Origin of the sequence: Gillisella terrae, assembly GCF_004801395.1 — a bacterium.
GTDB classification, from domain to species: domain Bacteria; phylum Pseudomonadota; class Alphaproteobacteria; order Rhizobiales; family Rhizobiaceae; genus Allorhizobium; species Allorhizobium terrae.
Genome location: NZ_SSOA01000004.1, coordinates 440,032 through 453,058, shown reverse-complemented (window position 1 = coordinate 453,058; position 13,027 = coordinate 440,032). Strand labels below are relative to the sequence as shown.

The 13,027-nt window shown below is 55.6% G+C and carries 11 protein-coding genes; 6 read left to right on the top strand and 5 right to left on the bottom strand.

Going from position 1 to position 13,027, the window contains the following annotated elements; translation table 11 throughout:
* The 5 genes from E6C51_RS20075 to E6C51_RS11540 all read left to right on the top strand — a co-directional run.
* A partial coding sequence (locus tag E6C51_RS20075; protein WP_210234996.1) for a hypothetical protein occupies positions 1-190 on the top strand: 190 nt, incomplete at its 5' end.
* Positions 191-483: 293 nt separating this feature from the next.
* Complete coding sequence (gene lhpI, locus E6C51_RS11555) at positions 484-1,428, top strand: bifunctional Delta(1)-pyrroline-2-carboxylate/Delta(1)-piperideine-2-carboxylate reductase (protein ID WP_190236017.1); 945 nt, start codon at positions 484-486, stop codon at positions 1,426-1,428.
* Between the two features lie 18 nt (positions 1,429-1,446).
* Positions 1,447-3,909 carry an ATP-dependent helicase HrpB gene (gene hrpB / locus E6C51_RS11550; protein WP_190236016.1) on the top strand — a complete coding sequence of 821 codons (2,463 nt, stop codon included), beginning with the start codon at positions 1,447-1,449 and terminating at the stop codon, positions 3,907-3,909.
* A gap of 54 nt (positions 3,910-3,963) precedes the next feature.
* Positions 3,964-5,283 (top strand): ActS/PrrB/RegB family redox-sensitive histidine kinase, encoded by a 1,320-nt coding sequence (locus E6C51_RS11545; protein WP_190236015.1) that lies wholly within the window; start codon positions 3,964-3,966, stop codon positions 5,281-5,283.
* A 154-nt stretch (positions 5,284-5,437) separates the two neighbouring features.
* Positions 5,438-6,046 (top strand): ActR/PrrA/RegA family redox response regulator transcription factor, encoded by a 609-nt coding sequence (locus E6C51_RS11540; protein WP_146933899.1) that lies wholly within the window; start codon positions 5,438-5,440, stop codon positions 6,044-6,046.
* Between the two features lie 9 nt (positions 6,047-6,055).
* Here E6C51_RS11540 and E6C51_RS11535 read toward each other — a convergent pair whose 3' ends face one another.
* Positions 6,056-6,544 carry an MmcB family DNA repair protein gene (locus E6C51_RS11535; protein WP_190236014.1) on the bottom strand — a complete coding sequence of 163 codons (489 nt, stop codon included), beginning with the start codon at positions 6,542-6,544 and terminating at the stop codon, positions 6,056-6,058.
* A 177-nt stretch (positions 6,545-6,721) separates the two neighbouring features.
* Between E6C51_RS11535 and E6C51_RS11530 the strand changes: the two genes are divergently transcribed.
* The gene (locus E6C51_RS11530) at positions 6,722-7,441 is read left to right on the top strand and encodes a L,D-transpeptidase (RefSeq protein ID WP_146933903.1); all 720 of its coding nucleotides are present in this window, start codon (positions 6,722-6,724) and stop codon (positions 7,439-7,441) included.
* Positions 7,442-7,523: 82 nt separating this feature from the next.
* On the opposite strand, the gene E6C51_RS11525 is transcribed toward E6C51_RS11530, so the two are convergent.
* The 4 genes from E6C51_RS11525 to hslV all read right to left on the bottom strand — a co-directional run bounded on the left by E6C51_RS11525 (position 7,524) and on the right by hslV (position 12,939).
* Positions 7,524-9,686, bottom strand: a complete 2,163-nt coding sequence (locus tag E6C51_RS11525) for a malate synthase G (protein ID WP_190236013.1) — start codon at positions 9,684-9,686, stop codon at positions 7,524-7,526.
* A 198-nt stretch (positions 9,687-9,884) separates the two neighbouring features.
* Entirely contained in the window at positions 9,885-10,832 is a 948-nt protein-coding gene (locus tag E6C51_RS11520) for a DUF1402 family protein (protein WP_407920801.1), read from the bottom strand.
* 189 nt (positions 10,833-11,021) lie between these two features.
* A complete protein-coding gene (gene hslU, locus E6C51_RS11515) occupies positions 11,022-12,332 on the bottom strand; it encodes an ATP-dependent protease ATPase subunit HslU (RefSeq protein WP_146933909.1) in 1,311 nt (436 codons plus the stop codon).
* Between the two features lie 37 nt (positions 12,333-12,369).
* The gene (gene hslV, locus E6C51_RS11510; protein WP_190236012.1) at positions 12,370-12,939 is read right to left on the bottom strand and encodes an ATP-dependent protease subunit HslV; all 570 of its coding nucleotides are present in this window, start codon (positions 12,937-12,939) and stop codon (positions 12,370-12,372) included.
* Positions 12,940-13,027 lie beyond the last annotated feature (88 nt).

Genomic DNA, 13,027 nt, shown 5'->3' with positions numbered 1-13,027 from the left:
AGTTCAATCTGGTGTTCTCATATCAAAACGTGACCGTCATTGTCTTCTATCAGCGAAAGCATCTCTGCTCCCACCAACGCAAAACCGCCGTCCACGTTTCTCTTTCTTCTCATCTTCAATTGTCAAAAAACAGACGGTAAAAAACCGTCAAAAAACCACCTCAACCAAACCGCAAAGCCCGGTCGTCTAACTCTAAAAGCTATCCAGATGATTTCAATTGAGCGAAATCAACACTTCCTCAGAAGCGCCGCCTCGTTCGGTGAGGCGGGTTCTAGGACCAACAAACCAATATGTCAAACGGATTTTTTCCCAAAATCCCACTTTCTCGCCAATTAATTGATCGTACACGATATTTGTTGATTTCGTTATCTTTAATCAGCACAAGCCCCGCGTCGAGCGCCGCGAAACGCATCTTTGGTGCGGCCCTCTCGCCGAACACATGTGAACTTGATAGGCTCCAACGCGCTATAGAGGGAGATTCTGATGCTCGTCCTGAATGAACACGAAACCGAGCGCGCGCTGGCGTGGCCCGCTCTTATACAAGCGCTCAAGGTGATGTTCTCATCCCCATGCGAAATGCCTGTGCGCCACCACCATAATATGAACGTGCCCGGACGGGCCGATGCCACCTTGCTGTTGATGCCAGCCTGGCTGCCGGGGCAATATTGCGGCGTGAAACTGGTTTCTGTTTATCCTGACAATCATCTCTCTGGCTTGCCCGCAGTTCAGGGTGGTTATCTGCTGACCTCTGGCAAAACCGGGGAAATGTTGGCCCTGGTGGATGGTGGGGTTTTAACAGCGCGGCGCACTGCTGCTGCGTCGGCCTTGGCATCCAGCTATCTGTCGCGGGATGATGCCAGCCACATGCTGATGGTGGGAACAGGACGCCTTTCTCTTCATCTTATAGAGGCGCATTCCACTGTTCGTCCGCTAAGACAGATATCCATATGGGGGCGGAACGCAGCCAATGCCGAAGCGACGGCTGCGCAAGCCCGTGCCAAGGGCTTCAATGCCGAGGCTATATCCTCTCTGGAAGACGCAGCGCGGCAGGCTGATATTATATCCTGTGCGACACTGGCAACTGACCCGCTCATTTCTGGCGATTGGCTGAAGCCCGGTGCCCATCTCGATCTTGTGGGTGGCTTCAAACCCTCCATGCGGGAGGCGGATGATGCGGCCATTCGACGTGCAAAGGTTTATGTTGATACCCGCGCCGGTGCGATGGCTGAGGCAGGTGATATTGTGCAGCCGTTGGCCAATGGCAGTTTAAGCGCGGAAAAGATTTGTGGTGAGCTGTCTGAACTGGTGCGCGGCGCGGCAAAAGGCCGTAACAGTGCGGATGACATTACCCTTTTCAAATCAGTGGGTGCGGCGCTGGAAGATCTGGCCGGAGCAATTCTGGCCTATGAAACGGTGCGCAACACTTAAGAGACCCGAACTGCCATTATGCCCATAACGCTTCCTGTCTATCCGGTTTCCGAAATCCTGCCGCCTTTAGCCGCCGCTTTGGCGGCTGGAAACCGGGCCGTTGTCTCTGCCCCGCCGGGAGCAGGTAAAACCACGCTGATCCCACTCTCTCTATTGGATCAGCCGTGGCGGGGCGATGGCCGAATTATTCTGCTGGAACCACGCCGTTTGGCCGCGCGCGCAGCGGCGAGCCGCATGGCGAGCCTTTTGGGCGAACAGGTGGGGCAAACTGTGGGTTATAGAATGCGGCTGGACAACCGCATTTCCGCCAGCACCCGGATTGAAGTGGTGACCGAAGGTGTCTTCGCCCGGATGATTTTGGAGGACCCGGAACTATCGGGCATTAGTGCCGTGCTGTTTGATGAATTTCATGAGCGCTCACTGGATGCGGATTTTGGTTTGGCGCTGGCACTCGATTGCCAATCGGCCTTGCGCGATGATTTGCGGCTGATTGTCATGTCGGCGACGCTGGATGTCGAGCGGGTGGCAGTTCTGATGGACAATCCGCCTGTTCTGGAAAGTGCGGGACGCGGCTTTCCCATTGATATTCGCCATCGTGATCGCCCCGGCACCGAGCGGATTGAAGACAGCATGGTGAGCGCCATTTTGGATGCCCACACCAATGAAACAGGCTCGATTCTGGCCTTTTTGCCGGGACAGGCCGAAATTCGGCGGGTGGCCGAACGGCTGGAGGGACGGCTCCCAGCCTCCACGCTGATTGCGCCACTCTATGGCAATTTGACCCAAGGCGAGCAGGATCAGGCAATCAAACCCGCACCCGCTGGCACACGCAAACTGGTGTTGGCCACATCGATTGCCGAAACCTCGATTACCATTGACGGGGTGCGGATTGTCATCGACAGCGGTTTGCAGCGCTTGCCGGTCTATGAAGCATCCACCGGCATGACCCGGCTGGAAACAGTCAAGGTATCGCGCGCCTCTGCTGATCAGCGGACGGGTCGCGCCGGGCGCACTGAGCCTGGCATTGCCATTCGGCTTTGGCATGTGGGACAAACGGCAGCACTGCCCGCCTTTACCCCGCCGGAAATTCTCTCCAGTGATCTTTCCAGCCTGGTGCTGGATATGGCCCATTGGGGCGTCACCGACCCCGCTGCCCTTTGCTTTATTGATCAACCGCCGAAAGCACCGCTGCAAGAGGCGCGCAATCTGCTCATCGCTCTTGGCGCGCTGGATGAGCAAGGGCGGTTGACGACAAAGGGTAAAACCATGCGCGGCCTTGGCCTGCCGCCACGACTGGCGGCCATGGTGATTGCCGCCGCCGAGGACGGTCATGGCAAGACAGCCAGCGAACTCTCGGTTTTGATCACCGAACAGGGATTGGGCGGCAATGATCTTGATCTGGACGAGCGGTTGCGGCGTTTTCAAAAGGATCGCGGTGAGCGGGCCAATGCGGCGCGAAAACTGGCGGAACGGCTTATAAAAGACTTTCCTCGTGGCCAAAATTCTCCCTCGCCTGCCTCTGCCGGGCAATTGCTGCTACACGCCTATCCAGACAGGATTGCGTTCAAGCGCGGCGGGCGTGGACGTTATGTGATGGCCAATGGCCGGGGGGCTGAAATTGCCGAGACCGAGCGACTGGCCGCCAGCGACATGTTGGTGATTGCCGACCTGACCGGACGGGCGGCGCAAGCCCGTATTTTGAGTGCTGCGGAAATCCGGCTTGCGGATGTGGAGGCCTATCTGCCGGAGGCGATAACCCAAGGCGATGAGAGCTTTTTTGATCTCAACGCCAAGGAAGTGCGAGCGCGGCGGGTCAAACGCATTGGCGCGATTATTCTCGAAGAAACGCCACTGGCAAAACCAACCGGCGAAGCGGCAACCAAAGCGTTGGCGGATGGGTTGCGCCAGATCGGGCTGGACCGTTTGGAATTTAGCAAATCCGCCGAGCAATTGCGCCAGCGGATCGGCTTTTTGCATCGCTCGATTGGCGCACCTTGGCCCGACATGAACGACGAGGCTCTGCTGGAACGGCTAGACGAGTGGTTCATTCCTTTCCAAACCGGGGTGCGCAGTTTCTCCGCCATTTCCGCCAGTGGGTTGATGGATGGGTTGAAATCACTTGTTCCTTATGAGGTGCAACGCGACCTGGAGCGGCTGGCACCGACCCATTTCACCGCCCCCACCGGCATGAACCACGCCATTCATTATGAAGGGGACGAGCCGAAACTGGTTATTCGGGTGCAGGAGCTTTATGGCTTGAAGCAACACCCGACCATTGGCGGTGGAAAATTGCCGCTGTTACTGGAACTCACCTCACCCGCGCATCGACCGATTCAGACCACCCGTGATCTGCCCGGTTTCTGGGCCGGATCGTGGAGTGATGTGCGCGCCGAGATGCGCGGGCGCTATCCGCGCCATCCATGGCCGGAAGATCCGGCCAATGCTGCCCCCACGACACGGGTAAAACCGCGTGGTACATAATACTTATATGTCAGCTTGGGAGGGCTGATCCGTGTGCCAACCGGGGGGAACGGCATGAACGCAAATGTGGATACGCAGATGAATTTTGGCACTTCCAGCCGTCGCCTCCGGCTTGAAACACTGGTTCGCCTTCGCTGGCTGGCCGTTGCAGGGCAAACAATGACCTTGATCATTGTTTCTCTGGTCTTGCAATTTCCCATGCCGGTTCTGGCCGTCGCTATTCTGATTGGCACGCTGGCAATAGTGAATTTCATTTTGCAGGTCGCCTTTCCTTCCACGCAACGGCTGGAGCCGATCTGGACCTTTGCCATTCTGGCGCTGGATCTTTTGCAAATGACTGGATTGCTGTTCATTACCGGCGGGCTGTCCAATCCATTTGCGCCTTTGATCTGTGTGCCGGTGATTATCACCTTTGCATCTCAGCCCTTGCGCCATGCCATGGCGCTAATGGTGCTGGCGTTGATTTGCATTTCCAGCCTCGCCTTCACCCCCTACCCCCTGCCCTGGTATGCCGATTATATTGATCGTGGCGGGCCGGTGATGCTGGTGGCCATCTGGTGTTCCATTGTCTCGATGAGCACCTTTGCCGCATTCTATGCTTATCGGGTTTCAAAGGAGGCCAATCTTTTGGCCGATGCGCTGACGGCAACAGAACTGGTGTTGCAAAAGGAAAAGCACCTGTCGCAGCTCGATGGTCTGGCCGCCGCCGCCGCCCATGAGCTGGGCACGCCTTTGGCCACCATCAGTGTTGTGGCAAAAGAGATGGAGCGGGAATTTGGTAAAGACCCACGCCTGAGCGAGGATTTGCAACTGTTGCGCAGCCAGAGTGAGCGGTGTCGCGATATTCTCAAACAGCTGACCACGATGTCATCTGAGGGGGATGAGCATATGCGCACCCTGCCTTTGTCATCCCTGATTGAAGAGGTGATTGCGCCGCATCGGGAATTTGGCATCAAGCTGACCGTGCTGGAGCCAGCCGGGCGCGACGGCGAGCCGGTGGGCAGCCGCAATCCCGGCATTCTTTACGGGCTTGGCAATCTGATTGAGAATGCCCTGGACTATGCCAAGGAGCAAGTGACCGTGACCGTTGAGCATGACAACCGGCACGTGACCATCACCATTGATGATGATGGCGAAGGGTTCACACCCGACATCCTGCTGCGGATTGGCGAACCCTATGTGACCAGCCGCAAGAGTGATGCCCGCGCTGGCGGACTTGGGCTTGGATTGTTTATTGCCAAAACCTTGCTGGAGCGCTCAGGCGCGCATCTGAAATTTGAAAACAGAGCTGGGCCAACGCCGGGCGCGCCTGTGCTGGGGGCCTCAGTTGTTGTGCGCTGGCCACGTAAGGCCATGGAAACCCCAATAAAGTGACTTTACCATTAGGGCTTCACGGGCGATAAACCTTTGGAATGAGAGTTTGTTCGGCAAAAATATTCGCTTCTTTTCCAAAAAGCAGGCTCAAACAAGAGAACCGAGAGTCAGTCTGGTTCGTATAAAGCTAGAGTGATTCTGAAGGACTGAAAATATGACCCAGGATAGTTTGCACCAAGAGCAGCAGGCAAAGGACGTCGCCTCCAGCGAAGACCTCAACGACACCATTGATCTCGGTGTGGACCCGACCCTTTTGATTGTTGATGACGATTTGCCTTTCTTGCGGCGCTTGGGACGAGCCATGGAATCGCGAGGTTTCAAGGTGGATATGGCAAGCTCGGTGGCCGAAGGCATTGCCAAATCCACTGAAGCCGCCCCCAAATATGCGGTGGTGGATCTGCGGCTTGGCGATGGCAATGGACTGGATGTGATTGCCGCAATCCGTGAACGCCGCGACGACACACGAATCATCGTTTTGACAGGCTACGGCAATATCGCCACCGCCGTGACCGCTGTGAAGCTGGGTGCTGTCGATTACCTGTCCAAGCCTGCCGATGCCGATGACGTTTTCAACGCCCTCACCCAGCGGGCTGGTGAAAAGGCAGATGTGCCGGAAAACCCGATGTCGGCAGACCGGGTGCGTTGGGAGCATATTCAGCGGGTTTATGAAGCCTGTGAGCGCAATGTTTCCGAGACGGCTCGGCGCCTCAACATGCATCGCCGCACCTTGCAGCGCATTTTGGCAAAGCGCGCGCCGAAATAATCAATCAACTTAAAGGGTTTTGGCCGGGGGGATGGCGTCCCACTCGGCTTTCATCAACCGGTGCGCAGCATTGGTTGCGAAATTTAAGGTCACGGCCTTGCGGGTGGCGGGTGCCAGCTTATGTTCCGGTGCCTCGCGCAGGATGTGGGCCGCATAGCCATCCGAGAGGATAAAGCCGCAGTCTTGCGGAAAAATCTCCTGCGGCACATCGGGTAAGGTGGCGAAAAACAATCGGTCGCAGTGCTTGCGATAATCGGGCCATTTGCGATCCACCCGAAAATCTTCAATCGACGATTTGATCTCGATAATCCAGATCTCTCCCTTGTCTGAGAGACTGATGAGATCGGCCCGTCGGCCACTGGCCAGGGCAAGCTCCGGCAAGCAGGCTTGACGCATCTGGCGAAGCAGAACCTGCACGCCGCGGCGAATCATTAACGCGCGCTCCGATTGTCGCCCATCGATTAAGGGGTCTTTAACGGAAACGTTAAGAATCGTCATTTTTCATCCCCCTTGCGTTATCGATATGTTGCAAAAAAGCCATCCTTCAGCAATTTGCGAGGCGCGAGCGCGCCAGACCAGCCAGAGCGCTTGCAAACTTTCCAGTAATAAAAAATATACCTCTATCAAAGCTGTAAACCCAGTTAAACGTCCTGCCCGAAAGTCGATGAGCCTCCCATGCGAATCCGCACTGCACTGACCGTGCTCGGTCTCCTGTCCACCATTGCCATCACCGGCTGCACCACAACCTCTCAGGCTGATACAAAAAAGACGGCTGCTGCAAAAACTGTTGCGGCACCTGAACCAGCCAAGGTTGAACCAGCCAAAGTTGAAACCGCCAAAATCTTTGACGACGCCTACGGTCCCGTCACTGATGCCGGTTATGCGCTGCCAGCCATTCCAATTCAGAAGGTCAACCCAAAGTTCCGCCGTCAGGTGGTTTCTTATCAGACCAATGAAAAGCCCGGCACGATCATCGTCAACACCAAGGAACGTTTCCTTTATTACGTTCTCGGCAATGGTCAGGCGATGCGCTACGGCATTGGCGTCGGCAAGGACGGTTTTGCATGGCAGGGCGAGGCCTATGTGGCCTGGAAGCAGGAATGGCCAACCTGGCATCCGCCAAAGGAAATGGCAGCCCGCAAGCCTGAAGTTGCCAAATATGTTGAAAACGGCATGGGCCCAAGCATCAGCAATCCGCTGGGTGCACGCGCCATGTATCTGTTCAACGACAAGGGTCAGGACACATTGTTCCGCATCCATGGTTCGCCTGAATGGGCCTCGATCGGCACCGCCGCATCGTCTGGCTGCATTCGTATGATCAATCAGGATGTGATTGACCTTTACAGCCATGTGCGTCCGGGCAAGGAAACCAAGGTTATCGTTCAGCAGAGTTGATCGTAAATCTCTTCCATTGAAAAAGCCGCCGAATGGATCATTCGGCGGCTTTTCTGTTTCACGTGAAATCATCAGCCGTGGCTTATGCGGCTTTCGCCTCCAGCCGACGGCGGTGCAGAACTGGCTCGGTGTAGCCATTGGGCTGTTCGCGGCCCTTCAACACCAGATCAAGGGCTGCCTGAAAGGCGATGGAGCCGTCAAAATCCTTGGCCATTGGCTGATAAGCCGCATCGCCGGCATTTTGCTGATCCACCACGGCGGCCATGCGCTTGAGCGTCTCAACCACCTGCTCCTTTGTCACAACGCCATGATGCAGCCAATTGGCCATGTGCTGGGCAGAAATGCGCAGCGTCGCGCGGTCTTCCATCAGGCCGACATTGTTGATGTCTGGTACCTTTGAGCAGCCAATGCCCTGATCCACCCAGCGCACCACATAGCCCAGAATGCCCTGCGCATTGTTATCAAGCTCCCGCTGGATTTCTTCCGCTGTCCAATTGGGGCGGGTTGCCACCGGTACCGAGAGAATGTCGGACAATTTCGCCCGCGCCCGGCTTTTCAGGCTGGCCTGCACACCGGCAACGTTGACCGTGTGGTAATGGGTGGCATGCAGGGTTGCTGCCGTGGGGGATGGCACCCAGGCGGTGTTGGCACCGGCCTTCGGATGGGCAATCTTTTGCTCCAGCATCGCCGCCATCAGATCGGGCATGGCCCACATGCCCTTGCCAATCTGGGCATGGCCGGAAAGGCCGCATTGCAGCCCAATATCGACATTCCAGTTTTCATAGGCCGCAATCCAGGCCGCCTGCTTCATATCACCCTTGCGGATCATTGGACCCGCTTCCATCGAGGTATGAATTTCATCGCCGGTGCGATCGAGGAAGCCGGTGTTGATAAACACCACCCGGTCTTTGGCGGCACGAATGCACTCCTTGAGGTTCACCGTGGTGCGGCGCTCCTCGTCCATAATGCCCATCTTGATGGTGTTGGGTGCCATGCCCAGCGCCTGCTCGACTTTTGAGAAGATTTCAACGGCGAAAGCCACCTCCTCCGGCCCATGCATCTTCGGCTTGACCACATACATCGAGCCAAGCTGCGAATTTTGACGGCGACCATTGGGGCCAATATCGTGCAAGGCAATCAGCGCGGTGATCATCGCATCCATAATGCCTTCTGGCACTTCATGACTGTTGCGATCCAGAATAGCTGGATTGGTCATCAAATGCCCGACATTGCGCACCAACATCAACGAGCGGCAATGAATGTCGAAAGCCTTGCCCTGCGGATCGATAAACTGGCGATCCGGGTTGAGCTTGCGGGTGAAGCTGGTGCCGCCCTTGGCAACCACTTCTTCTAGATCACCTTTCATCAGGCCGAGCCAGTTGGAATAGGCCAAAATCTTGTCTTCGGCGTCCACGGCGGCGACTGAGTCTTCACAATCCATGATCGTGGTGATGGCGGATTCCAACCGAACATCATTGATGCTGGCTGGATCGTTTGCTCCAATTGCACCCGTTGCATCAATGCAGATTTCGATATGCAAGCCGTTGCGCTGCAAGAGGTAAGAGGTGATCGCACCATCTTTGGCGTTTGATCCGGCAAACTGGCTGGGATCGGTCAGGCCCGTCTTGTCGCCATTGGCAAGTGTGACATCCAGATAACCGCCGCTGAGGCCAAGGGCTGCGACATCGGCCCAACTGCCGCCAGTGAGCGGCACCGACTGATCGAGAAAATTGCGCGCCCAGGCAATCACCTTGGTACCACGAACAGGATTATAGCCCCTGCCCTTTTCAGCGCCGTCATTCTCAGAAATCGCATCGGTGCCATAGAGCGCGTCATAAAGCGAGCCCCAGCGGGCGTTGGCAGCGTTCAAGGCGTAACGCGCATTCATCACCGGCACGACCAGCTGCGGCCCGGCAATGGTGGCAATCTCGGCATCGACATTTTGGGTGTTGACCGTAAAATCCGGGCCTTCTGGCAGGATATAGCCAATCTCGCGCAGGAAAGCTTCATAGGCAGCCAAATCGCTTGGCGCACCATTTTTGCGATACCAGTCATCAAGCTTTGCCTGAAAATCATCGCGAACGGCCAGAAGAGCACGGTTTTTCGGTCCAAGAGTGTGAACCAGATCGGCAAAAGCTTTGAAAAATGCCTCAGCATCCACTCCTGTGCCGGGCAGCGCCTTGTGCACGAGGAAATCATAAAGCCCCTGATCAATCGCCAGACCAGAGTGTTCAACACGCGCCATTTCAGCCTCCTGCTGTCATTTTATGCCATTCTACAGCCTGCGCCCGGATCATCAATGGATGGTCACGCCCGCGCAAGGCAGTTTGTGCATTCCAGCGCACACAGTGAGGCGAGGAGCAACCTTCTGTCAATCAGACACAAGTGCGAAAGATTTATGCCTTTTTAGAAACAATCGTAAGCGATAAAACAGGATCGGCGTTTACAGCAAGCCCTTGAGCTGCTTCAGCCGATCGTTGATCAGCCAGCCATAGTAATTTTCCTCAGGCCAGACTGTCGCGCCACCCGCATTGCGTCGCGCCAGCGCCTTGGCCCGCGCCGCCGAATCACCAAGGTTGTAGAGTGTTGCCGTCAAACCCGGATTATCGGAAATATCAAAGCCTGCTATATTTTTATAATCATCAATGGATTTGCGGATAATGGCGGCCATATAGGCCAGCGAAATATCAGGATCCATAATCGCTTTATAAACACCGGCAGCGTCATTTTCATCCAGCTTGGGATAGCCGGAAACACGATGCACCATGTCGGTCAGCATCAGGGCCGTCAGAGGGTTGATCTGGCCAAGACCAAAGGTTTGTCCAGCATAGAAGGGCTGGAAGAAAACAGCACTGAAGCGATTGTTGGGAAAACGTTTGCCATCAACCTTCTTGCCTTGAAACTTGTCTTGCCAAACATCGTTGCGGCAGGTCCACAGGCGATCGGAATCCTTGAATGCGCTGCACTGGGCAAATTCGGGACGGGATACGAATTGATCAACCGTCTCACCCTCATAGGCAAAACGGAAGGAATTGCCAGCATAGGAGGCTGCTTTCACATAATAGCTCTGCAACGTATCATAGGCGTCGACATTGTAGGTGTGTTCGCCAACCAATGCGCCAATCATATGAATGGGATCAATGCCGTAGGCCGCAGAGACTTTCTTGATTTTGGAAACCAGATCGCGGTCGCGCGTCAGCAGATCAATGATCTTGTCGTATTTCAGATCAAATGTGGTCTTGGTCTCTTTGGTGCGCTGCTTCGATGCGCCCGGAATGGGCGGTTGCTCTGCATTGCGGTTGCCTTCCGGCACCATCTTCGCTTCAGCGAAAGAGGCCGCAGATGAAAAACAAGCGAAAGAGAGGAGCAAAATAACAGCAAAGCGACGCAGCATGTCTTATCCCGTGCAGAGGGGTCGGTTTGGCGGCGTGCGCATAGGCCACCCCAAACATGGGTTAGTCGCAGCAACGGCCAGCCGCCTCATACAAGGTGCAGACCGCTGCTGTCGACTTAATAGATCATCTCAAGGCGAAATTAGGGCGCATGCCAGCCGATTTCAGCATGAGACGATGCATAAACATCACAGAATGTAGCGCGAAAGATCCGCATCCGCTGCGATTTCACCCACATGCTCGTTCACATAGGCCGAATCAATGCTCACCTTTGCACCACTGCGATCAGGCGCATTGAAGGAAATCTCATCCAGCACCCGCTCCATCACCGTTTGCAGACGACGCGCACCGATATTTTCAACAGACGTATTCAACGCAACGGTCACATCCGCCAAAGCATCAATGGCATCTTCCGTGAACTCCAGATCGAGACCTTCCGTGGCCATCAGCGCAATATACTGGCGAATGAGGCTGGCTTCTGTTTCGGTCAGGATGCGGCGAAAATCTTCCTTGGTCAAAGGTTTCAGTTCAACGCGGATTGGCAGACGGCCCTGCAACTCCGGCAGAAGGTCCGACGGCTTGGACACATGGAATGCGCCCGAAGCGATAAACAGAATATGATCGGTTTTCACCGGACCATATTTTGTGGCAACCGTTGTGCCCTCCACCAGCGGCAGCAAATCGCGCTGCACGCCTTCGCGCGAAACGCCTGCACCCATGGCCCCTTCGCGGTTGGCGATCTTGTCGATTTCATCCAAAAAGACAATGCCGTCATTTTCAACCGATTTCACCGCTTCACGCTGGATCAGCTCATTGTCGATCAGCTTCTCCGATTCATCGCGGATCAGATCGGCGTAAGAGGCCTTCACCGTGGTACGCAGCTTTTTGGTGCGGCCACCCATGGCTTTGCCAAACATATCCGACAGATTGATAATGCCGACATTGCCACCCGGCATGCCGGGAATGTCAAAGCCAGGCATGCCAGAGCCACCCGTCTCGGCGACTTCAATGTCGATCTCCTTGTCATCCAGCTCGCCAGCCCGCAGCTTTTTGCGGAAACTGTCACGGGTGGCAGGCGATGCGGTCGCTCCCACCAGGGCATCCAGCACCCGTTCTTCGGCACCGGCGTGGGCCTTGGCTTCGACCTCCTGCCGCTTCTTTTCCTTGATCAGGCCAATGCCAACCTCAACCAGATCACGAATGATCTGCTCCACATCACGGCCAACATAGCCCACTTCGGTAAACTTCGTCGCTTCAACCTTGATGAAGGGTGCACCGGCCAGCTTGGCCAGACGGCGCGAGATTTCGGTTTTACCCACGCCGGTTGGACCGATCATCAGAATGTTTTTCGGCATCACTTCATCGCGCAGGCTCTCATCCAGTTGCTGGCGGCGCCAGCGATTGCGCAGCGCAATGGCAACGGCGCGCTTGGCATCATTTTGGCCAATGATATAGCGGTCGAGTTCCGAGACGATTTCGCGGGGGGAGAAATTGGTCATATTCAAAGATCCGTAAAAAGAGAACGGGAAAGGCGGTTTAAGCGTCTGCATCCAGTGACAGCGTTTCAACCCGCACGTTTTCATTGGTGTAGACACAAATATCGGCGGCGATCTTCATGGCTTTGCGCGCCACGTCCTCAGCCGTCTTATCGCTATCCATCAAGGCAAGGGCCGCCGCCAGCGCATAATTGCCACCGGAGCCAATGGCTATTGTGCCGTGCTCGGGCTCCAGCACATCACCATTGCCGGTAATTGCCAGTGTGATGGTTTTATCAGCCACCAGCATCATGGCTTCGAGATTGCGCAGATATTTATCGGTGCGCCAATCCTTGGCAAGTTCAACGGAAGCCCGCATCAACTGGCCGGGATATTGCTCCAGCTTCTTTTCCAGCCGCTCAAGAAGCGTAAAAGCGTCGGCTGTGGCACCGGCGAAACCGGCAATCACCTCGCCACCCTTGCCAATGCGGCGCACTTTGCGCGCATTGCCCTTCATCACGGTCTGGCCAAGGCTGACCTGCCCATCGCCGGCCATTGCCACCATATTGCCTTTGCGCACCGAGATGATTGTGGTGCCGTGCATGGTTCCATAGGGGTTATGTTCGCTCATATCCAATCCATTTCAAACGAAAGGCCGTTCACATATCGGCCCATGATGTTGGATCCTATGTAAGCAGCCATGTCACAATTGCAAATAA